21 protein-coding genes and 2 tRNA genes are annotated in these 20683 nt (G+C 36.8%); 7 read left to right on the top strand and 16 right to left on the bottom strand.

Annotation, left to right across the window (positions count from 1 at the left end):
• Window positions 1-116: 116 nt before the first annotated feature.
• On the top strand, window positions 117-1253 hold the full coding sequence (folK, locus tag ACRDEC_RS01610; protein ID WP_431496582.1) for a 2-amino-4-hydroxy-6-hydroxymethyldihydropteridine diphosphokinase: 1137 nt from the start codon (window positions 117-119) through the stop codon (window positions 1251-1253).
• 5 nt (window positions 1254-1258) lie between these two features.
• Here folK and ACRDEC_RS01605 read toward each other — a convergent pair whose 3' ends face one another.
• Both ACRDEC_RS01605 and ACRDEC_RS01600 read right to left on the bottom strand, forming a co-directional pair.
• Window positions 1259-1807: an RNA methyltransferase gene (locus ACRDEC_RS01605; protein WP_431496581.1), complete on the bottom strand. Its 549-nt coding sequence runs from the start codon at window positions 1805-1807 to the stop codon at window positions 1259-1261.
• A 71-nt stretch (window positions 1808-1878) separates the two neighbouring features.
• Window positions 1879-2373, bottom strand: a complete 495-nt coding sequence (locus ACRDEC_RS01600; RefSeq protein WP_431496580.1) for a DUF1573 domain-containing protein — start codon at window positions 2371-2373, stop codon at window positions 1879-1881.
• 147 nt (window positions 2374-2520) lie between these two features.
• Here ACRDEC_RS01600 and mutS point away from each other — a divergent pair, with 147 nt between their 5' ends.
• From mutS to ACRDEC_RS01580, 4 genes are all read left to right on the top strand, one after another.
• Window positions 2521-5127 (top strand): DNA mismatch repair protein MutS, encoded by a 2607-nt coding sequence (gene mutS, locus ACRDEC_RS01595; protein ID WP_431496579.1) that lies wholly within the window; start codon window positions 2521-2523, stop codon window positions 5125-5127.
• 139 nt (window positions 5128-5266) lie between these two features.
• A tRNA-Gly gene (locus ACRDEC_RS01590) sits at window positions 5267-5339 on the top strand.
• Between the two features lie 14 nt (window positions 5340-5353).
• Window positions 5354-5439 (top strand) — tRNA-Leu (locus ACRDEC_RS01585).
• A 132-nt stretch (window positions 5440-5571) separates the two neighbouring features.
• Window positions 5572-5934: a DUF1508 domain-containing protein gene (locus tag ACRDEC_RS01580; RefSeq protein WP_431496578.1), complete on the top strand. Its 363-nt coding sequence runs from the start codon at window positions 5572-5574 to the stop codon at window positions 5932-5934.
• A gap of 68 nt (window positions 5935-6002) precedes the next feature.
• Here ACRDEC_RS01580 and ACRDEC_RS01575 read toward each other — a convergent pair whose 3' ends face one another.
• The 4 genes from ACRDEC_RS01575 to ACRDEC_RS01560 all read right to left on the bottom strand — a co-directional run bounded on the left by ACRDEC_RS01575 (window position 6003) and on the right by ACRDEC_RS01560 (window position 10276).
• On the bottom strand, window positions 6003-6239 hold the full coding sequence (locus ACRDEC_RS01575) for a hypothetical protein (protein WP_431496577.1): 237 nt from the start codon (window positions 6237-6239) through the stop codon (window positions 6003-6005).
• A 201-nt stretch (window positions 6240-6440) separates the two neighbouring features.
• Window positions 6441-8582 carry a S46 family peptidase gene (locus ACRDEC_RS01570; protein WP_431496576.1) on the bottom strand — a complete coding sequence of 714 codons (2142 nt, stop codon included), beginning with the start codon at window positions 8580-8582 and terminating at the stop codon, window positions 6441-6443.
• Between the two features lie 22 nt (window positions 8583-8604).
• A complete protein-coding gene (locus ACRDEC_RS01565) occupies window positions 8605-9051 on the bottom strand; it encodes a GNAT family N-acetyltransferase (protein WP_431496575.1) in 447 nt (148 codons plus the stop codon).
• Window positions 9038-10276 carry a 3-deoxy-D-manno-octulosonic acid transferase gene (locus tag ACRDEC_RS01560; protein ID WP_431496574.1) on the bottom strand — a complete coding sequence of 413 codons (1239 nt, stop codon included), beginning with the start codon at window positions 10274-10276 and terminating at the stop codon, window positions 9038-9040. Before ACRDEC_RS01560 ends, ACRDEC_RS01565 begins: the two co-directional genes overlap by 14 nt.
• A gap of 98 nt (window positions 10277-10374) precedes the next feature.
• Here ACRDEC_RS01560 and ACRDEC_RS01555 point away from each other — a divergent pair, with 98 nt between their 5' ends.
• Both ACRDEC_RS01555 and galE read left to right on the top strand, forming a co-directional pair.
• The gene (locus ACRDEC_RS01555) at window positions 10375-11505 is read left to right on the top strand and encodes a DegT/DnrJ/EryC1/StrS family aminotransferase (protein ID WP_431496573.1); all 1131 of its coding nucleotides are present in this window, start codon (window positions 10375-10377) and stop codon (window positions 11503-11505) included.
• A 175-nt stretch (window positions 11506-11680) separates the two neighbouring features.
• Window positions 11681-12694, top strand: a complete 1014-nt coding sequence (gene galE / locus ACRDEC_RS01550; protein WP_431496572.1) for a UDP-glucose 4-epimerase GalE — start codon at window positions 11681-11683, stop codon at window positions 12692-12694.
• A gap of 109 nt (window positions 12695-12803) precedes the next feature.
• Here galE and ACRDEC_RS01545 read toward each other — a convergent pair whose 3' ends face one another.
• The 10 genes from ACRDEC_RS01545 to ACRDEC_RS01500 all read right to left on the bottom strand — a co-directional run bounded on the left by ACRDEC_RS01545 (window position 12804) and on the right by ACRDEC_RS01500 (window position 20670).
• Window positions 12804-13055, bottom strand: coding sequence for a hypothetical protein (locus ACRDEC_RS01545; RefSeq protein WP_431496571.1), 252 nt, complete (start codon window positions 13053-13055; stop codon window positions 12804-12806).
• Window positions 13056-13186: 131 nt separating this feature from the next.
• Window positions 13187-13570 (bottom strand): DUF3037 domain-containing protein, encoded by a 384-nt coding sequence (locus ACRDEC_RS01540; protein WP_431496570.1) that lies wholly within the window; start codon window positions 13568-13570, stop codon window positions 13187-13189.
• The gene (locus tag ACRDEC_RS01535) at window positions 13548-14339 is read right to left on the bottom strand and encodes a HipA family kinase (protein ID WP_431496569.1); all 792 of its coding nucleotides are present in this window, start codon (window positions 14337-14339) and stop codon (window positions 13548-13550) included. Before ACRDEC_RS01535 ends, ACRDEC_RS01540 begins: the two co-directional genes overlap by 23 nt.
• A 96-nt stretch (window positions 14340-14435) precedes the next feature.
• Window positions 14436-15305 carry an ACP S-malonyltransferase gene (gene fabD, locus ACRDEC_RS01530; protein ID WP_431496568.1) on the bottom strand — a complete coding sequence of 290 codons (870 nt, stop codon included), beginning with the start codon at window positions 15303-15305 and terminating at the stop codon, window positions 14436-14438.
• A gap of 157 nt (window positions 15306-15462) precedes the next feature.
• On the bottom strand, window positions 15463-15993 hold the full coding sequence (locus ACRDEC_RS01525; protein WP_431496567.1) for a YceI family protein: 531 nt from the start codon (window positions 15991-15993) through the stop codon (window positions 15463-15465).
• A 103-nt stretch (window positions 15994-16096) separates the two neighbouring features.
• The gene (locus ACRDEC_RS01520) at window positions 16097-16813 is read right to left on the bottom strand and encodes a pirin family protein (protein ID WP_431496729.1); all 717 of its coding nucleotides are present in this window, start codon (window positions 16811-16813) and stop codon (window positions 16097-16099) included.
• Between the two features lie 242 nt (window positions 16814-17055).
• The gene (locus ACRDEC_RS01515) at window positions 17056-17631 is read right to left on the bottom strand and encodes a Crp/Fnr family transcriptional regulator (protein ID WP_431496566.1); all 576 of its coding nucleotides are present in this window, start codon (window positions 17629-17631) and stop codon (window positions 17056-17058) included.
• A gap of 3 nt (window positions 17632-17634) precedes the next feature.
• The gene (locus ACRDEC_RS01510; RefSeq protein WP_431496565.1) at window positions 17635-17967 is read right to left on the bottom strand and encodes a DUF6370 family protein; all 333 of its coding nucleotides are present in this window, start codon (window positions 17965-17967) and stop codon (window positions 17635-17637) included.
• 4 nt (window positions 17968-17971) lie between these two features.
• Window positions 17972-19135, bottom strand: coding sequence for a formate-dependent phosphoribosylglycinamide formyltransferase (gene purT, locus ACRDEC_RS01505; RefSeq protein ID WP_431496564.1), 1164 nt, complete (start codon window positions 19133-19135; stop codon window positions 17972-17974).
• A 347-nt stretch (window positions 19136-19482) separates the two neighbouring features.
• Window positions 19483-20670, bottom strand: coding sequence for a pyridoxal phosphate-dependent aminotransferase (locus ACRDEC_RS01500; RefSeq protein WP_431496563.1), 1188 nt, complete (start codon window positions 20668-20670; stop codon window positions 19483-19485).
• Window positions 20671-20683 lie beyond the last annotated feature (13 nt).

The raw sequence follows: 20683 nt of genomic DNA, 5'->3' as shown, positions 1-20683 counted from the left end.
ATTTAATATAGTATAAGTATTGATTTTGACTGTTTTGTTACAATTCAAATTAGTTATTAACACTGCCGTAAATATAATTCGATTGTAAAATTCTTTTTAGTTAATTTGTGCATATTATGAAATTGCAGAAAAAAGTAGTGCTTTCGCTGGGAAGCAACCAAGGAAATCGTCTCGAAAACATCCAAAATTGCATCCAATTGATTCATCAGAAAATTGGAATGGTTTTGCGTGTTTCTAAGTTATACGAAACTCCTTCGTGGGGATTTGAGAGCGATGCATTTTATAATTGCGCTTTGGTTTTGCATACTTCGTTTTCAGCAGAGAAAATATTGCGGAAGATAGCTTCAATTGAAAAAGAATTGGGCAGGATCAGGAAAGACACACCAGGTTATGAAGCCCGAATTATTGACATTGATATTATTTCAATTGAAGAGCAGGTAATTACCTCTGAGGTATTGAGCGTCCCGCATCCGCAAATGCAAAACAGGCTTTTTGTTTTGTTACCGATGCAGGATTTGAAGCTCGATTGGAAACATCCGGTTTTACAAAAAACGGTTGTAGAATTGATTTCAGCCTGTGAAGATAAAAGTGAGTGCCAAATGGTTTCTAATTTGGATTCACCACTCAGAAAATACCATATCAACAAACTGAATTATATTGCAATTGAAGGTAATATCGGAGCCGGAAAAACAACTTTGGCTTCTAGAATTGCGGGAGATTTTAATGCAAAATTAGTCTTGGAACGATTCGCGGACAATCCGTTTTTGCCTAAATTTTACAAAGATCAGAACAGATATGCTTTTCCGCTTGAGATGTCTTTTTTAGCTGACAGATACCAACAATTAGCGGATGATTTATCGCAGTTTGATTTGTTTAAAGATTTTGTTGTTGCTGATTATCATATTTTTAAGTCATTGATTTTTGCCAAAGTGACATTGCAGGAAGACGAATTCAGATTATATAAAACCCTGTTTGATATCATTTACAAAGAGATGCCAAAACCTGATTTGTATGTTTATTTGTATCAGAACACAGACAGATTACTCAAGAATATAAAGAAACGCGGCCGAAGTTACGAACAGGAAATTCCGGCAGAATACCTAGATAAAATAAATAAAGGCTACTTGGATTATATCAAGACCCAAACGGACTTGAATGTAGTAATAATTGATGTTTCTGACTTTGATTTTGTGAAAAAACAAGCTGATTATTTGAATGTTTTAGATGCCATTCAAAAAAAACTAGATAGTTAGATTACTTAGGCTTTTGCCGAATTCAGACTGTTTAGCTTGCAAAATAAATCCCAAATCACTATTCCAGTGCTCACAGAAATATTCAGTGAATGCTTTGTTCCTAATTGAGGAATTTCAATTGTCCCATGGCATAATTTAATAGCTTCCTGATTGACACCGAAAACTTCGTTTCCAAAAACCAAAGCATATTTCTTATCATTTTCTACGTTAAAATCATCCAGGAAAATAGAATGTTCTACCTGTTCGATAGCGTATATTTCAATATTTTGGGTTTTGAGTTCTTCAATCACTTCCAAAACACTGCTTCGGTGTTCCCACGTTACTGTTTCGGTTGCTCCAAGGGCTGTTTTATGTATTTCTTTGTTAGGAGGTGTTGCTGTGATGCCGCACAGGTATATTTTTTCAATCAAAAAAGCATCGGCAGTTCTAAAAACAGAACCGATATTATGTAGACTTCTAATGTCATCAAGTATGATAATAATAGGTGTTTTTACAGCTTCTTTAAAACCTTCAACTGATTTTCTGTCCAGTTCGCTGTTTTCTAATTTTCGCATAATTATAGTTAAAAAAAAGCTTCCTGAGTTAGGAAGCTTGATTATTGTTGTATCTTAAATCAAAGAATGTATTAGCTTTTTGTAGGCTCAGTTCCAGCTGGAGCTGCAGCAGGATCTGCTAAAATAGTCCCTTTAATTGTTAACACTTTAGTTGGCATACCTTCAGCATTTGAAGTAACTGTTACTGTTTTTGTAAAAGGACCTACTCTGTCAGTAGCGTATTTTACACCTATAACACCTTTTTCGCCTGGTTTAATAGGGTCTTTAGGAGTAACTGGCACAGTACAACCGCATGAACCTTGTGTGTTAGAAATAACTAAAGGCTTATTTCCGTTGTTTACAAATACAAACTCACGTTTTCCATCTGCATTGTGAGCGATAGTCCCGTAATCAATAGTTTCGCTTTCGAATACCATTCCAGCTCCTTCCACTTTTGGAAGTTTTGCTTTCTTTTCTTTCTTAGCTTTTTTAATTTCAGTTTTAGCATTAGCTGCTACTTCCTGAGCTGTGACGCTGTATGTTCCTAAGAAAGCAACGGCAGCAACCATAAATATAATTTTTTTCATCTTGTCAATTTTTTTGTTGAACGAACAAATGTAAAAATAAAATCGAATGGTGGTTCTTTTTTTTTCTAAAATTGTTGTTAAAATAATGATTATTTATTTGGTTAAAAATAAGTAAATTCGTCGCCTATAATTATAATTCCTGAAGTTTTGTCAACAAAAGAAAAATCCACAAAAGAAACGCCATTAATGAAGCAGTATAACGAGATAAAAAGGAAGTATCCTGATGCTTGTTTATTGTTTCGGGTAGGAGATTTTTATGAAACTTTTGGTGACGATGCTGTGCGTGCATCAAAAATCCTTGGAATTACATTAACCAAGCGCGGTGCAGGTTCTGAAACAGAGACAGCATTAGCCGGTTTCCCGCACCATTCTTTAAATACGTATCTGCCTAAATTAGTCAAAGCCGGACTCCGTGTTGCGATTTGTGATCAATTAGAAGATCCAAAAATGACTAAAACCATCGTTAAACGAGGGGTTACAGAATTAGTCACACCCGGAGTTTCCATGAATGATGAAGTTTTGCAATCTAAAACCAATAATTTTCTAGCTTCGGTTTATTTTGGAAAAAAAATAATCGGGGTTTCATTTCTTGATGTTTCTACCGGTGAATTTTTAACTTCTGAAGGAAACGAAGAGTATATCGATAAACTTCTGCAGAACTTTAGTCCGAGTGAGATTTTGGTTCCAAAACAGAATAAGAATGATTTCAGAGATGCTTTTGGAGAAAATTTTCATGCTTTTTACCTGGAAGATTGGGTTTACAAGGAAGATTATGCTGTCGAAACTCTGGTGAATCATTTTCAGACCAATTCATTAAAAGGGTTTGGTATTGAAGAATTAGCAAACGGAATTATAGCTTCAGGCGCAATTTTATATTATTTATCTGAAACACAACATAATAAAATACAGCATATTACGTCCATTCATCGCATCGCTGAAGATGCTTATGTCTGGATGGATCGCTTTACAATCCGGAATCTGGAATTGTATCATAGTTATAATCCCAACGCAGTCACATTGCTGGATGTAATCGATAAAACGCTTTCGCCTATGGGTGGACGAATGTTGAAACGCTGGCTGGCACTTCCGCTAAAGGACGCTAATAAAATCAAATCCCGTCACGAAGTGGTTTCTTATTTTAAAGAGAATCAGGAAATTCTTCAGAAAGTTCAATATCAAATCAGGCAGATTTCAGATTTAGAGCGTTTGATCTCTAAAATTGCAGCGGGAAGAGTAAGTCCGAGGGAAGTAATTTACCTTAAAGAATCTCTCGATGCCATTATTCCCATAAAAGAAATAGCATTGCAAAGCAGTCAGGAAGCAGTTAAAGTAATTGGTGATAGTTTGCATAATTGTGATTTGTTGCGAGAAAAAATCAAAGCAACCCTGAATCAAGATGCGCCTGTTGCTATCAGTAAAGGGAATGCGATTGCTTCGGGAATCAATAATGAACTGGATGAGTTGCGAGGGATTTCTACTTTAGGAAAAGAATATCTGGAAGGAATTGAATCCCGTGAGTCTGAAAGAACAGGAATTTCTTCATTGAAGATTTCTTTTAATAATGTTTTTGGGTATTATATTGAAGTCAGAAATACGCATAAAGACAAAGTTCCGACAGAATGGATTCGTAAGCAGACTTTAGTGAATGCTGAGCGCTATATCACAGAAGAGTTAAAAGAATACGAAACTAAAATTTTAGGAGCCGAAGAGAAAATACAGCAAATAGAAAGCCAGTTGTTTGAGCAATTAGTGAGTTGGATCGCGACTTATATTAAGCCGGTACAGTTAAATGCTAACTTGATTGCGCAATTAGACTGTTTGGTTTCTTTTACGCAGTTGGCTGTCGAGAATAATTATATTTGCCCGGAAATTGATGATTCTTTTGCTTTGGATATTAAAAACGGACGTCATCCTGTCATTGAAAAACAATTGCCAATTGGAGTTCCTTATATTGCGAATGATGTATATCTTGATCGGGACTCACAGCAAATAATCATGATTACCGGTCCGAATATGTCCGGTAAGTCGGCTATTTTGCGACAAACGGCATTAATTGTGCTGTTGGCTCAAATGGGAAGTTTTGTTCCGGCTGAAAGTGTTAAAATGGGTGTGGTAGATAAAATTTTCACCAGAGTAGGGGCGAGTGATAATATTTCCATGGGTGAATCGACTTTTATGGTCGAAATGAATGAGACGGCTTCTATTTTGAATAATATTTCCGAAAGAAGTTTGGTTCTTCTTGACGAAATCGGACGCGGTACGAGTACATATGACGGAGTTTCGATAGCGTGGGCAATTGCAGAATTTCTTCATGAAAATCCCGCACAGCCAAAAACATTGTTTGCAACGCATTATCATGAGTTAAATGAAATGTGCGAGTCATTGCCTCGAATCCAGAATTATAATGTTTCTGTAAAAGAATTAAAAGACACGGTTTTATTTATCAGAAAGTTAGAAAAAGGAGGAAGTGCTCACAGTTTTGGTATTCATGTAGCTAAAATGGCCGGAATGCCTCAAATCGTTTTGCAAAAAGCAGGTAAGATTTTGAAGAAGCTGGAGAAAAATCATTCTGGAGAAGTTTTAAGCGGAATTAAATCGGCTAAAGATGAAATGCAATTGAGTATTTTTAATCTTGACGATCCGCTTTTGGAAGAAATCAAAGAAGAAATCCTGAATTTAGACATCAATACACTGACTCCTGTTGAAGCTCTAATGAAGCTGAATGAGATAAAACGTATGCTGAATAAAAAATAATGTCTATAAAACAAGGGTTTTCAGAGGGTTATAAAAAAGTGTGATTTTTTTATTAAAAAACGCTTGTTTAATTGAATTAATGTATTAAATTTGCCCTCGCAATACAGCAATGCATTGCAGTTCTTTTTAAACTTGAAACGCGAAAATAGCTCAGTTGGTAGAGCGCGACCTTGCCAAGGTCGAGGTCGCGGGTTCGAGCCCCGTTTTTCGCTCAATACCAAATAATGCTCGGATGGTGAAATTGGTAGACACGCTGGACTTAAAATCCAGTGAACAGTAATGTTCGTGCGGGTTCAAGTCCCGCTCTGAGTACAAAAAGCTTCAAACTATGTTTGGAGCTTTTTTTTGTTTATAACATTTTGGTTTTTTCTTCCGCAAATAGTTTAAAGTAGGTAATTGTGGATTATCTTCGGTTTAAAATCACTTTAATATTCTGAATGAAGTATGGGGACATTTGTAATTAGTAAGCGTTTTAGTGGCGAGTATAAATTTGAATTTACATCCAGAAAAGGGAAAACAATATTTACCAGTAAGAGTTTTGAATTAAGGTTTGAATGCGAGAATGAAATTGAGCATTTAAAAGCTTCTCTGGAGAATAGTACTTTTATGAAGTTCAAGTCTTCCAGCGGGAAGTATTTCTTTAAACTGATTGTAGATGAAAGGGAATTGGCAGTTAGTAGAAAATATTCGACATTATTGATGCTGGAAAAAGGAATTGCTGAGATTCGTAAATATGCTGTAAAGTCTGAAACTTTAGATTTTTCAAGCGATGATTTTATTTTTCCTGAAATTGAATTTCAAGATTAAGGAGTTGTTATAAAAAAGTAAAGCCACGCAATGCGTGGCTTTGTAAAAATATTTAGATTGTTATCTAATTATTTTTTTACTTCTTCTTTAACAGGAGCAGCAGCTTCTGTAGTAGCAGCAGCAGCTTCTGTAGTAGCAGCAGCAGCAGCAGTATCAACAGCAGTAGCAGCGCTATCAATAGCTTCTTCCATTACTGGAGCAACTTCTTCAACTGGAGTTTCTTCAGTTTTAGCAGCATCTTTACATGATACGAAAGAAACACTCATCATAGCTACTAAAGCCATACTTAAAACAACTTTTTTCATCTTACTTAATTATAAAGGTTAATTATTAATTCGAGGCAAAGATATAAATTTTTTAATATGTAAAAATTTTTTTTACTTTTTTTTTCAAAAAAATATTCTTTGTCAACATTGTATTCAATAACAATTTCTGTGCCAAAAAAGTATTTTTTTTAAAAAATAAATGAAACCCTCAATATTTATAAGGTATTGAGGATTAGTGACTTATTTTTTTTTAGGGTGAACCAGCTTCATTTCGTCAACTAAATGTTTGGCTCCGGCATATTTATCAACAACAAATAAGACATACCGCATGTCTACCATTACGTTTCTGCAGATAGACGGATCGTAATGAATGTCACTCATTGTGCCTTCCCAAACGCGGTCAAAATTTAAGCCGATTAGATTTCCTTCAGCATCAATTGCAGGACTTCCTGAATTTCCACCTGTAGTGTGGTTAGTTCCTATAAAGCAAATTGGCAATTTTCCATTTTCGCCATATTGACCATAATCTTTAGTATTGTATAATTCGATTAATTTTTTTGGAATATCAAACTCATAATCTCCGGGAATGTATTTTTCCATCATTCCGTCTAAATAAGTTACTGGTTTGTAATAGGTGGCGTCTTTAGGTTCGTAGCCGTTTACTTTTCCGTAAGTCACACGCAATGTGCTGTTTGCGTCCGGAAAAATACGAGTGTTAGGGTACAGTTCCAGTTGGGCTTTCATGTAAGTTCTTTGAAGAGCTGTAATTTTCAAATTGATTTCATCGAACTTTGGAGCTACATTTTTACTGTAATTGCTGGCCAATGATTTTACAAAAATATACCCTTTGTCTTTGTTTAATTTTTTCAATACGGTTTTGGCATCACCGCTTAACAGTTCTTTAAATTGAGCATAATTAACCAATTTTGATTTACTGTACAAAGTAGCCGCCAGTTTTTTATAATCCGCATTAATTAATGTGGAAGGCAAAAATTGTTTTGGTGCTTTATTTCCATAAAGGGCAATTAACTGCTCGAATACCTTCTCATCCACTTTAGCATTGAATTCTCTGTAGAAATCTTCCTGAGCCTTAATTAAATTTTCTTTTCTGTCGTTGAATGATTGTTCTCCTTTGGTGGTATAAACCTGTTCTAATTGGTATAATTTATAGCCTAAACTCAATAATTCGGTATTTTTTGCCACTACTTCCATGAAGTAATCCCTGCTTACAGCATAAGGAGTAATTTCTTTGTAGTTTTTTTCAAATTCGGCTAATAAATTGCCGTACTCTGCCTGTTTTCCTGATGCAGCTACTTTCTGTTGAAAATCTTTTTCGAAGTTTTGTTTAAGAACAACAGCGTTTGATTTTTTTAACCCTTGGCTTTCACCGATCCATTTCTTCCAATAATTTGCTACACTAGCGTATTTTGATGCATATTGAATTTTAATAGCATTGTCTTTTCGCATAAAACCGTCCTGTACTTTTAAGGCAGCATCACGAATTTCGATTTTTGCCGGATTCAATTCTTTTACAATTTGATCCACTGCAAATGAAGGTAAATATTCTTGTGTTTTTCCAGGATAACCAAAAACCATAGTAAAATCATCTTCCTGAATACCGTCTAATGAAACCGGTAAAAAGTGTTTCGGGGAATAAGGAACATTGTCTTTTGAATATTCCGCAGGACGATTGTTTTTGTCAGCATATATTCGAAACATTGAAAAATCACCAGTATGACGTGGCCATACCCAGTTGTCTGTATCGGAGCCAAATTTTCCAATTGAGCTAGGTGGAGCACCAACTAAACGGACATCTTTGAATGTTTCAGTAACAAATAAAATATACTGATTTCCTTCAAAAAAAGTACGAACTTTATTTTCCTGCCAAGATTCTTTTGGGAAACTAGCTGTAACTTTAGTGATGTTTTCTTGTATTTTCTTTTGTTTTTCTGCTTCGGAAGTGATAGAAGCAACTCCGTCTAAAACCTGTACTGTCACATCATTAATGCTGACCATAAAAGTAACCACCAAATCTTTGTTTGGCAATTCATCTTCCATTTTCATTGCCCAAAAACCATTAGTCAAATAATCGTGCTCTACGGTAGAATGATTTTGGATGGCATCAAATCCGCAGTGATGATTGGTTAAAAGTAATCCTTTTGGTGAAATTATTTCAGAAGTACAGCCGCCGTTAAAATGAGGAACTGCGTCTTTTAAACTGGAATGGTTAACAGAATAAATGTCCTCTGCCGACATTTTCATGCCTAAATTTTTCATTTCAGTTTCGTTCATTCCTTTTAATAACGAAGGAATCCACATACCACCTTGTTGGGCTTGTGTCTGGATAACAAACAATAAAAGGATTAATTTTAAAATCTTCATAGCGCTAATTATTTTGAATTTTTTATTTAACAGAATATTTCATCAGTTTTCGGTGATGAACTATAAAATCGCTCGCAAGATACAATTTTTGAGCATTCTCGTTGTGATTTTCAACTTCAAGATAGATGACTTTTAACTTTAATTTATGAGCTTCGGCCTGAATAAAGTCAATCACTTTTTTGCCAATTCCTTTGCCGCGGGCTTTTTCTGAAAGGAATAATTCGTCAAGGAAAGCGATTGTCCCTTTGTATTCAAAACTAAAAATAAAGGTTAGGATAACATAGCCGATTGTTTCGTTTTCGTCACAAATAAGCCAGGTTTTACCTAAGTTTTGGTTTGAAATGAATTTGACAAACAATTCTTTAGTTACTTCAATGTCAATTGGATAGTTGTCAATTGCATAAAAATCCTGCATCATGGATACAATATTTTCTATGTTGGATTTTTCCAGAGGTTTAAAGGAAATCATTTGTAATGTGTTTCAGGATAACTTCGGTGCCGCCTTTGTTCATTTGTACAAAAGAGCTGCAAATATGACCTTTTTCAAAACGCTCATCTTCATTTTGAATAAGTAAATTAAAAGTTTCATTGAGTTCATTCTGATCCGAAATAGTAAGGCAGCCTTGTAAATGAACCAGAGCCGTTGCTTCTGCAAAATGAGAATAATTTGGGCCGATGACAATTGGAACACCAAAAGTAGCCGGCTCTAAAATGTTGTGAACACCCGGATTTCCAAAGCCTCCGCCTACATAGGCAATGTCGGCATAACTGTAAATTTTGGTCAAAATCCCAATGGTATCAATGATAAAAACGTCAAAATCGGCTAAATTTTGATTCTCTTTTTGAGAAAATAAAACTGTTTTTCTGGAAATAGTGTTTTTTAATTCTTGGATTTGTTCAGTTTTGATATTGTGAGGTGCAATAATAAATTTTATTCCTTTGGAAGAGTTGATGTAATTTGCGAGAAAACTTTCATCCTTTGGCCAGGAACTTCCAATAACAATGGTGGTTGTATTATTTTTAAAATCAGCAATAAAATCCAAAGAATTATCTTGTTCTAAAATTGAAACCACTCTGTCAAAACGCGTGTCACCCGAGATTTTCACATTGTTGAAGCCAATACCCTGCAGTAGTTTTTTTGAACTTTCATTTTGCACAAAAAAATAATTAAAAGTGGTCAATGCATTTCGGTAAAATCCGCCATACCATTTAAAGAACATCTGATTTTCTCTGAATATACCGGAAATAAGGTAGGTTTTGATTTTTTGGTTTTTAAGTTCTTTCAGATAATTTGGCCAATATTCGTATTTGATAAAAAACACCATTTCGGGATGAACCAGATACAGAAATTTTTGCGCATTAAATTTGGTGTCTAAAGGCAAATAAACGGTCACATCTGCAATCTGATTGTTTTTTCGAACTTCATATCCTGAAGGTGAAAAAAAAGTAATCACAATTTTATGGGAAGGATATTTTTCTTTTATTTTTTCAATTACGGGTAAACCTTGTTCGTATTCGCCAAGTGAAGCTGCGTGGAACCAAATGGTTTTGTCTTCGGGGATTATTTTATCTTTTAAGCTTGAAAATACAGTCTTTCGCCCATCAACAAATAATTTGATTTTGGGACTGAAAAGCGCAATTATCCTCAGCAAAAATTCGGCGATATGTACAACTAAATTGTAAAGAAGAAACATACATCAAAATTTGAAAGGCTAAAATACAGTTTCTATGTTTATTTTCGTTGGCGAGCAGTCATTAAATTCTTATTTTTGTGAATTCAAATAATCATACGATGAAAAAAATCCAAATGGTTGACCTGAAAAGTCAATACGAAAAAATAAAAGATACTGTAGATGCTTCTATTCAGGAAGTTTTAGATACCAATGCTTACATTAACGGTCCGCAAGTTCATCAATTCCAAAAATCACTTGAAGAGTATTTGGGTGCAAAACACGTTATTCCTTGTGCAAACGGGACGGATGCCTTGCAAATTGCGATGATGGGGTTGAATCTAAAGCCTGGTGATGAAGTTATTACTGCCGATTTTACATTTGCCGCAACGGTTGAAGTTATTGCGCTATTGCAATTGACACCGGTTTTGGTTGATGTCGAAATGGATTCCATGAATATTTCAATTGAAGCACTGAAAAAAGCGATTACACCAAAAACAAAAGCCATTGTTCCGGTACATTTATTTGGCCGTACTGCGAATATGGATGCGATTATGGAAATTGCAAACGAACATAATTTATATGTTATTGAAGATAATGCACAAGCTATTGGAGCTGACTATACTTCAAAAGACGGTTCCAAAAAGAAAGTGGGTACAATTGGTCATGTAGCGGCAACTTCGTTTTTTCCATCTAAAAATTTAGGCTGTTACGGAGATGGTGGTGCGATTTTTACTAATGACGATGCTTTGGCTCACACGCTCCGCGGAATTGTAAACCACGGAATGTATGTGCGTTACCATCACGATGTTGTGGGTGTAAATTCACGTTTAGATAGTATTCAGGCTGGGGTTTTAAATGCAAAATTGTCAAATCTGGATGTTTATAACAAAGCACGCCGTGAAGCTGCCACAAAGTATAACGCAGCTTTTGCAAATCATAAAAACATTGTAACTCCTTTATTTGATTCAAATGGAGACGACCACGTTTTTCACCAATATACTTTGAGAATTGTAAATGCTGACAGAAACGGTTTGATGGATTATTTGTTAAGCAAAGAAATTCCCTGCGCGATTTATTACCCGATTCCGCTGCATTCACAAAAAGCCTATTTGGATACCAGATACAAAGAATCTGATTTTCCGGTGACAAATCAATTGGTACAGGAAGTTATTTCATTGCCAATGCATACGGAATTAGACGATGAACAAGTTAAATTTATCACGGATTCAGTTCTGGAATTTTTAAAATAGTATTATGGAATCAAAACCGAAGAATAATTACATCATTCAATTCGTTATTTTCATTGTCGTTTTTGCGGTTGCTTTTTTTGGGACTAAATATTTTTTGAGCAGAAAGTAAAATAAAATCCGAAATTATCGGGAAAGTAAGAATCAAAAAAAATAAGCGTCAGACAATTAAATTATTATGAAAACACTAGTAACAGGAGGTCTTGGTTTTATAGGTTCACACACCGTTGTTGAATTACTAAATGAAGGTTTTGAAGTTGTAATAATCGACAATCTTTCCAATTCGTCTATGGATGTTTTGGAAGGAATAGAGCGGATTGCAGGAAAAAAACCTTGGTTTGAAAATGTCGATTTAAAAGATAAAAAAGCGGTTCAGACCTTTTTTAAAAAATATGATGATGTTGCCGGTGTAATCCATTTTGCTGCAAGTAAAGCTGTTGGAGAAAGTGTAGAAAATCCCTTATTGTATTATGAAAATAATATCAACTCATTAGTGTATCTTCTTCAGGAATTACAGCAAAAACCGGAAGCAAGTTTTATTTTCAGTTCCTCGTGTACTGTTTACGGTCAAGCCGAAATAATGCCGATTACAGAAAATGCACCTGTGCAGCAAGCGATGTCTCCGTACGGAAATACAAAACAAATGGGAGAAGAAATTATTACAGATACGGCCAAAGTAAGTAATCTTAATGCTGTTTTGCTGCGGTATTTTAACCCAATTGGAGCACATCCTTCAGCTGAAATCGGAGAATTGCCTATCGGAGTACCGCAAAATCTGGTTCCATTTATAACTCAAACTGCCATTGGTTTGCGTACCGAATTGTCTGTTTATGGAGATGATTATCCTACGTCTGATGGGACTTGTATTCGGGATTACATTCATGTGGTTGATTTGGCTAAAGCACACGTTGTGGCTTTGCAAAGATTATTTGCAAAGAAAAACCTGGACAAAATCGAAACATTTAATCTTGGAACCGGAACCGGGAGCTCCGTTTTAGAAGTCATTACAACTTTTGAAAAAGTAAGCAATCAAAGATTACCTTATAAGATTGTGGGCAGAAGAGAGGGCGATATCGTCTCGGCATATGCTAATACAGACAAAGCAAACACTGTTTTGGGCTGGAAGGCAAAATCTACTTTGGAAGAAGCATTAAGCAGTGCGTGGAAATGGGAAAAAAAGATTAGGAGCTAATTTCTCTAAAAAAGAATAAATAAAAAACTCCCAAGAAATAACTTGGGAGTTTTTTTATAAGAGTAAGAAATACAATTAAAAAGCCAGCTTTTAGGCTGGCTTTTAAAATTTACTTTTTAACAGCATCTTTAACTTCTTTTGCGCCTTCTTCTACTTTTGCAGCTCCTTCTTTTACTGCATCTTCTACTTTTGCAGCAGTCGAATCAGCAACTTTGTCTACAGCAGCAGCAGTTGAATCAACCGCGTCAGACATTTCAGTGCCAACTGCATCAGCAGCAGCATCTACTTTTTCTTCTGTTTTTTCTTTACAAGAAACCATCAATGCTCCAACAAATGCTAAAGCTAAAAGTGTTTTTTTCATTTTTAAATTTTTTAGAATTAATAATTTTTAAAAAGTTTAGAATCCTAAAGATAGAAAAAATATAATATAAAGTTAATTCTTGGTATTATTTTTTTCATTATCAATTGTTTATATAATAAACTTGTTAGATTTTATAAAACCAATTCGTTATATAATTTTTCAAATGTTTCATCCAGATCAGTACTGAATCCCGGATGTGGTCTTGAAGTCTGAATACTTGAGCTTCTCACAGCGGTAAGCCATCTGAAACGTTCTGCTATTTCAAATGTGGCAATAGGACCTGAATTTGGTTCTCCGGCACTAATTCGGGTAAATGACATCAAGTTTGTTTCCAGTTGGTCAATGTCGAATTCAGAACATAACAGCCGAATCTTTTCTGCCGGAATCTGATGTGCCATCCTTAAATACTTTTTTCGTTTGCAAAAAAGCAGCAGGCCGATATTGATAAATTCTTCGCGTTCTACTCTGGGTACTACACGAATTACGGCATATTCATATAAGTGTTTTTCGTGCATCTTGAGTTTGTTTAAAAAATAGGTCGGCATTTGCTAACCGAATCGATAAAAATTGAAAGTAAACTTCTTTAATCTCGTTAGGGGTAATGGATCCATCTTCCCATTGCAGCCATTCTTCAGGGATTAAATTGACAAGATCTCTTAATACGTTGTCATTTAACTTCTGCGTAAATTCGGTATGTATTTTTTCCAATTCAGTGGCTTTTGGTAATAGTACATGGTCTTTAATCAGCGCAAAAGGAGATATTGTATTGGCTTTCCAGTTATCCCAGGAATGATGGAAATAAAAAGCAGCTCCATGGTCAATCAGCCAGAGTTCTTTGTGCCAAATCAATAAATTAGTATTGCGGAATGTTCGGTCTACGTTAGTGATAAAAGCATCCAGCCAAACAATTTTGGAAGCAAGCAATTCGTCACAATCATTTACTGAAGCATCGTATGTAATAGCACCCGATAGATAGTGTAAGCCTAAATTCAAACCTTGACTAAACTGCAGTAAATCCTGTATTTCTTCGTCAGCTTCAGTTCTTCCGAATGCTTCATCCAGAGTCGCAAATACCAGTTCTGGGACAGGAAGGCCTAAAAAACGGGCTATTTCACCTCCTAATAATTCGGCAATCAGGGCTTTTACACCATGTCCGGCACCGCGGAATTTCAAGACATATTTGAAATCGTCATCAGCATCGGCTAAGGCAGGCAAAGATCCTCCTTCGCGCAAAGGAGTGATGTAGCGTGTTACATTTACAGTTCTCAAACCGGGTATGTTCATATAATTTAGGGGTTCTGTTATAACAAAGATATCATTAAAATGAAAAACTCCGATATTTGGTTATCGGAGTTTTCTGTTCTTGATTTTCAATTTCAATTAAGCTGAAATAGTTTCCACTTCTTTGTTGATTTTGTTCACCAATCCAACTAATACTTTTCCAGGGCCTACTTCTGTAAATGAAATTGCACCGTCAGCGATCATTTGCTGTACTGATTGTGTCCATTTTACAGGAGCGGTTAGTTGGGTAATTAAGTTTTTCTTGATTTCTCCAGCATCAGAAACAGCACTGGCCGTTACATTTTGATATACAGGACAGCTTGGTACGTTGAATGTTGTTGCTTCAATCGCGGCGGCTAATTCTTCTCTTGCAGGTTCCATCATTGGAGAGTGGAAAGCACCACCAACAGGTAGAATTAAAGCACGTTTTGCTCCAGCTTCTTTCATTTTTTCACATGCTTCTTCCACTGCTTTTAGTTCTCCTGAAATTACCAGTTGCCCTGGACAGTTGTAGTTTGCAGCAACCACTACGCCATCAATTGAAGCGCAAATGTCTTCTACGATTTTGTCGTCTAAATTTAAAACCGCTGCCATGGTAGAAGGTGTAATTTCACAGGCTTTCTGCATTGCCAAAGCACGTTGTGAAACCAGTTTCAATCCGTCTTCGAAGGATAAAGTTCCGTTGGCTACTAATGCAGAAAATTCTCCTAAAGAGTGACCTGCAACCATATCGGGTTTAATGTCTAAAGTTTTGGCTAAAATTACAGAGTGCAGGAAAACAGCAGGCTGTGTAACTTTGGTTTCTTTTAATTCTTCAGCAGTACCTTCGAACATGATGTCAGTAATACGAAAATTTAATATTTCATTCGCTTTTTCAAAAAGCTCTTTGGCTACAGCCGAATTTTCATACAACTCTTTACCCATTCCTGTAAATTGAGCACCCTGGCCCGGAAATACATATGCTTTCATATTTTTTATTTAAAGATTGAAAAAATGTAAAAGTTGAAAACCAACGTTCAACTAAAGAACAAAAATACTATTTTTTTTAATAAGCAAAACCCCATTCTTTTAGAACAAAGAACAGGGTTTTGGAGTAACCAAAAAAACCAATTTATTATGAGAATTATTATTGTTTTATAAGTTGTAATTCAATGTTTAAGTTAACGTCTTCGCCAACTAGAACACCTCCGGTTTCCAGAGCAGAGTTCCAGTTTAATCCCCAATCCTTACGGTTGATTTTGCCTGAAATAGTCAATCCTACTTTAGTATTTCCCCAAGGATCTTTCATTAATCCGCTGTATTCTGTTGAAAGTTGTACAAATTTAGTGACTCCTTTTAGACTTAAATCTCCTGCCAACTCATACTTGTCATCGCTTGTTTTGGTGAAGGAAGAAGCTTTGAAAGTCATTTTCGGATGATTGTCGACATCAAAAAAATCAGCGCTTTTCAAATGATTGTCTCTGTCTGAATTGTGTGTGTCAATAGAATTAATATCTGCAGAGAAATCAATGGATGCTTTGGTGAAATCATCATTTTCAGTTACGATATTGGCATCGTAGTTTTCAAATTTCCCTGATACGTTAGTAAACATCATGTGTTTTACTTTAAAACCTATTTCTGAATGTGTTGGGTCAATAGTCCATTTAGTTGTTGCCATAATTTTATTTTTAATTGTTATCTTATTTTGATGAAGCAAAGTTACTTCGGGGTTGTTGTTCAATCACTTAACCTAGATTAAGAAATGATTGCAATTGTTATTATTAAATAGTCATTGGAACTTCCATTAACAGGAATTCTGCTTCTGAATCTGCTTTTATAGTAACAGTATTGGTATTCCAAATTCCGAACCCGTCTCTTTTGTTTAAAGAGTGTCCGTTTACCGTTACATCGCCATCAAGTACGAAGACATACAGTCCGTTTCCTTGTTTTTTGAAATTGTATTCTGTTGCTGCGTCTTTGTCAAACTTTCCTAAATGGAACCAGGCGTCCTGATGAATCCAGACTCCTGCATCGTCTGCGTTCGGAGAAAGAATCTGTTGTAGTTTGTTGTGGCGGTCTTCTTTATTTAAGGTAATCTGGTCGTATCTTGGAGTCACTCCCTTTTTATTAGGGATTACCCAAATCTGAAGGAACTTGACTGATTCGTCAGCATTTTTATTGTATTCGCTGTGTTGTACTCCGGTTCCTGCGCTCATCACTTGAATATCGCCGTTTTTAATTACGGTTTTATTGCCCATGCTGTCTTGGTGTTCCAAGTCACCTTCTAACGGAATACTAATGATTTCCATATCCTGGTGCGGATGTTTTCCAAATCCCATTCCGGCCGAAACAGTGTCGTCGTTCAGCACGCGAAGTACACCGAAATTCATTCGTTCCGGGTTGTGGTAATTTGCAAAGCTAAAGGTGTGAAAGCTTTGCAGCCAGCCGTGATTCGCGTTACCGCGTGTATTGGCTTTATGTAAAATAACATTTTCCATAATCTTTGAATTTGTGTTTTGAATATGATTGAACCCAATGGTTTCTTCCGTTGCCGGAGAAGTAGTGTTTGCCAAAGCGGCTCCGGTAACTACTGCACCGCTGCCTAAAATGGTTTTTCGGATAAAATCTTTTCGGTTCATGACTTTGATTTTGATGATACAAAGTTACTATAGGTCAATAGCCGAAACACTTAACCTAGATTAAGAAATGTTTGGTAGGATTAAAGAAGCGTGTTGCGGACTTACTTTTTAAGAAGTCTTGCTTTCATTTTGCTGAAAAACTCAGGAGTGACTCCTATATAAGAAGCGATTTGTTTTTGGGGAAGGCTGTAAATAAGGGCAGTATACTTTTTGGTAAACTTGTCATAGCGAGCCTCTGCTGTGAAGCTCATATTGTCCATTAGGCGCTGTTGGTTGGCTACTAATGAATTTTCGATAAGGATTCGGAAGAAGCGTTCCATTTTAGGGACTTCAGCATACAATACTTCCTGGTTTTCTTTGGAAAGTAGCAGTACTTCAGCTTCTTCATTGACTTCAATAAAAGAATTCCCCGGACGCTGAGATAAATAACTGTACATATCGGCAATCCACCAGCCGGGACAGGCAAAGCTTACTACGTGTTCCATGCCGTTTTCGTCGATAGTGTAATTGCGGAGAATGCCTTTGGTAACAAAGAAAGAATGGGTACAGATTTCTCCTTCTTTTAATACAATGGTCTTTGGGCTATACTGCCTGTTCTCGGTTAATGCCAGAACACGTTCCTGCTCTTGTGCGGAGAGTGAAACGTGTTTGGCTATACTTTCCAGAAGTAGACTCACTTTTTATTGTTTGGTTGCTTTCTTCTGTTCTATCAATTGAAATGTAGAGGCTACAAAGCGGTCATTGACGATTTCGCCAGCTACTTCCGCTTTTCTGATGGCATTACAAAATCCATCGGAAGCATGGGCATCTCCATGTTTGTCAATAACTGTTCCGTCAACAAAATAAGGTTTTCCGTCGATACGGACAGCAAGGGTGCAGCCGTTACCTTTCATCCCGAACTGGCATTGCCCGCAGGAAGCTTCCACGATTTGTGTTTTTGGTTTCTCTTTTTTCTCCTGTGCTGTCATGGCAAAAGAGGTAAAAAGTAAAAATAAGATGGCTGTTTTTTTCATGATTTTAAGAATTTACAGTCACTAAGATAGCGGTTTTTTTAACACGATCTACAATTTCTTCGATAGGGGTTTCCAAAGTGTCGTTTGCTAAAACCACCCCCATTCTGCGATAAGGTCTTGCTGTTGGTTTGCCAAAAATCCTAAAATCGGTTTTAGGTAAGCCTGCTATGTTTTCAATTCCGGAATAGGTTGGGTTGGTCGAGTTGTCAGAAGCTAAAATGACAGCACTTGCTCCTGCTTTTTCCAGAGTGATTTGGGCTATAGGCAGGCTTAAAACAGCACGTAAATGCAGTTCAAACTCATTGAAATTCTGCGTTCCGGCTAAAGTTACCATTCCGGTGTCATGAGGACGAGGGGACAGTTCGGAGAAATAAACGCCTTCATCCGTTAAGAAGAATTCCACACCAAAAAGGCCAGCGCCACCCAAGGCTTCGGTTACTTTACGAGCCATATCCTGCGCTTTCAGAATGTCTTTTTCACTAACACGTGCTGGCTGCCAGCTTTCCTGATAATCGCCACGTTCCTGACGGTGGCCTATGGGAGCGCAAAAAAGTGTCGGGTTGTTGTTTTGTGTAACGGTCAGCAATGTTATTTCGGAATTGAAATTAACAAAAGCCTCTACGATTACTTCGACTACATCGCCACGGGAGCCTTCAACGGCATAGTTCCAGGCCTTTTCGATATCCGCTGCTGTTTTTATAGTAGATTGACCCTTTCCTGACGAACTCATTAACGGTTTTACTACACATGGCATGCCTACTTCCTGAACGGCTTTCTGTAATTCGTCTGCTGAGGTAGCATAACGGTAATTGGCTGTTTTTAAGCCTAAATCTTTGGCTGCCAAATCTCTGATGGCCTTTCGGTTCATGGTGAAATTAGCGGCTTTCGCAGAAGGGACAACGGTTATGCCTTGTTTTTCGTAGTCATAAAAACGTTCGGTTCGGATGGCTTCAATCTCTGGGACAATAAAATCAGGCTGGTGTTTGGCGATAATACGGTCCAGTTCTGTGCCGTTGAGCATATTGATGACTTCAAAGCCGTGTGCTACCTGCATGGCTGGTGCATTTTCGTAGCTGTCGACAGCAATAACGGTTTGGCCGATACGCTGTGCGGCGATGACAAATTCTTTTCCTAATTCTCCAGAACCGAGTAGTAGTATTTTCGACATTTTAGTGTTGTTTGTTGTTTAAGGATGTGTGTTTGTTTATTGGGTAATTTTAATCTGAATAGCAAATATACAAAGATGCATACAGATAAAGCAATCGATTTTGAGAGAGTTTGTTGCAAGACTTCTCGGAAGGTCACATGACTTTCTCATGACTTATTCACGGCTTTACCATGGCTTTACTACGGCTTTAGGATGGTATGCAGGAAGTAAGCAGGAGGGAAGAAATGGTGTTGTTTTAGTAGTACTGCGGTTATTTTGTAATGGTGTCTTTCTGGTTTTGTTTCCCTGATTATCGGACATAAAAAAAGCCCCAAGAATTCTTGAGGCATTTTGTGTTATGCTACAACTTAGACAGTTATTGCTTCTTTGATTCTTCGGATGGCTTCTGTCAGAATTTCTTCGCTGGTAGCGTAAGAGATACGGATACAGTCTGGATTTCCGAAAGCATCTCCGGTCACCGTTGCTACATTGGCTTCGGCTAAAAGATATAGAGAAAAATCATCGGCATTGTTGATCTTAGTTCCTTTCAGTGTTTTTCCAAAGAAATAAGAAACATCTGGGAATACATAAAAAGCGCCTTCAGGAACATTTAATTTCAATCCCGGTATTTCCTTGATTAAACCTACCACCAAATCCCTGCGGCTGTGGAATGCTTTAACCATATTGTTTAATACGCTTGGATCAGCATCAACCGCAGCAATGGTAGCACGTTGTGCAATACTGTTTGCGCCGCTGGTTACCTGACCCTGCATTTTGGTACACGCTTTTGCGATAGTTTCGTTTGCGCCAATGTATCCGATTCTCCAGCCTGTCATGGCAAAAGCTTTGGCTACTCCGTTTACGGTAATTGTTCTGTCGAACATGCCTGGAATAGATGCGATGCTGCAAAAAGTACCTGAGAAGTTGATGTGCTCGTAAATTTCATCTGAAACAACGAAGATGTTCGGGTATTTTTCCAAAACTTTGGATAAAGCCGTTAATTCGTCTCTGTTGAATACAGAACCACTTGGATTACAAGGAGAACTGTACCAGATCATTTTCGTTTTTGGTGTAATGGCAGCTTCCAGTTGCTCCGGAGTGATTTTGAAATCCGTTTCTACGGAAGTAGGAACTTCCACCGGGATTCCGCCTGCTATTTTGATAATCTCATAGTAACTTACCCAATACGGTGCAGGAAGGATTACTTCGTCACCAGGGTTAATCATTACCTGAGCAATGTTGTATAAAGATTGTTTTGCGCCAGTGGAGACTACAATATTTGCCGGACTGTAATCCAGATTGTTATCTCTTTTAAATTTGCGGCAGATTGCTTCTTTTAAATCAGCATAACCTTCTACAGGAGTGTAAGTGCTGTAGTTTTCGTCGATTGCTTTCTTAGCTGCTTCCTTAATGAAATCAGGGGTGTTGAAGTCAGGTTCTCCTAAACTTAAACTGATAATATCGATGCCCTGGGCTTTTAATTCTCTTGCTTTAGCGGCCATTGCCAAAGTTTGAGACGTAGATAGATTGTTAATTCGATCCGAAAGAAAATTCATAGTTGGTATGTTG

The sequence above is a fragment of the Flavobacterium sp. genome, assembly GCF_050696275.1.
GTDB lineage: Bacteria > Bacteroidota > Bacteroidia > Flavobacteriales > Flavobacteriaceae > Flavobacterium.
Note: the sequence above shows the minus strand (reverse complement) of the source record. Positions and strands in the feature narration are given on the sequence as shown.

What these genes read in the sequence shown, in the direction of transcription:
- fabD (WP_431496568.1), bottom strand. Translation starts at nt 15,305, where the DNA reads ATGAAAGCATATGTATTTCCGGGCCAGGGTGCTCAATTTACAGGAATG.
- ACRDEC_RS01580 (WP_431496578.1), top strand. Translation starts at nt 5,572, where the DNA reads ATGGGGACATTTGTAATTAGTAAGCGTTTTAGTGGCGAGTATAAATTT.
- ACRDEC_RS01520 (WP_431496729.1), bottom strand. Translation starts at nt 16,813, where the DNA reads ATGGAAAATGTTATTTTACATAAAGCCAATACACGCGGTAACGCGAAT.
- ACRDEC_RS01500 (WP_431496563.1), bottom strand. Translation starts at nt 20,670, where the DNA reads ATGAATTTTCTTTCGGATCGAATTAACAATCTATCTACGTCTCAAACT.
- ACRDEC_RS01545 (WP_431496571.1), bottom strand. Translation starts at nt 13,055, where the DNA reads ATGAAAAAAACACTTTTAGCTTTAGCATTTGTTGGAGCATTGATGGTT.
- ACRDEC_RS01570 (WP_431496576.1), bottom strand. Translation starts at nt 8,582, where the DNA reads ATGAAGATTTTAAAATTAATCCTTTTATTGTTTGTTATCCAGACACAA.
- ACRDEC_RS01560 (WP_431496574.1), bottom strand. Translation starts at nt 10,276, where the DNA reads ATGTTTCTTCTTTACAATTTAGTTGTACATATCGCCGAATTTTTGCTG.
- ACRDEC_RS01525 (WP_431496567.1), bottom strand. Translation starts at nt 15,993, where the DNA reads ATGGCAACAACTAAATGGACTATTGACCCAACACATTCAGAAATAGGT.
- ACRDEC_RS01540 (WP_431496570.1), bottom strand. Translation starts at nt 13,570, where the DNA reads ATGCACGAAAAACACTTATATGAATATGCCGTAATTCGTGTAGTACCC.
- ACRDEC_RS01600 (WP_431496580.1), bottom strand. Translation starts at nt 2,373, where the DNA reads ATGAAAAAAATTATATTTATGGTTGCTGCCGTTGCTTTCTTAGGAACA.
- galE (WP_431496572.1), top strand. Translation starts at nt 11,681, where the DNA reads ATGAAAACACTAGTAACAGGAGGTCTTGGTTTTATAGGTTCACACACC.
- ACRDEC_RS01565 (WP_431496575.1), bottom strand. Translation starts at nt 9,051, where the DNA reads ATGATTTCCTTTAAACCTCTGGAAAAATCCAACATAGAAAATATTGTA.
- ACRDEC_RS01510 (WP_431496565.1), bottom strand. Translation starts at nt 17,967, where the DNA reads ATGAAAAAAACAGCCATCTTATTTTTACTTTTTACCTCTTTTGCCATG.
- purT (WP_431496564.1), bottom strand. Translation starts at nt 19,135, where the DNA reads ATGTCGAAAATACTACTACTCGGTTCTGGAGAATTAGGAAAAGAATTT.
- ACRDEC_RS01535 (WP_431496569.1), bottom strand. Translation starts at nt 14,339, where the DNA reads ATGAACATACCCGGTTTGAGAACTGTAAATGTAACACGCTACATCACT.
- ACRDEC_RS01575 (WP_431496577.1), bottom strand. Translation starts at nt 6,239, where the DNA reads ATGAAAAAAGTTGTTTTAAGTATGGCTTTAGTAGCTATGATGAGTGTT.
- ACRDEC_RS01555 (WP_431496573.1), top strand. Translation starts at nt 10,375, where the DNA reads ATGAAAAAAATCCAAATGGTTGACCTGAAAAGTCAATACGAAAAAATA.
- ACRDEC_RS01605 (WP_431496581.1), bottom strand. Translation starts at nt 1,807, where the DNA reads ATGCGAAAATTAGAAAACAGCGAACTGGACAGAAAATCAGTTGAAGGT.
- folK (WP_431496582.1), top strand. Translation starts at nt 117, where the DNA reads ATGAAATTGCAGAAAAAAGTAGTGCTTTCGCTGGGAAGCAACCAAGGA.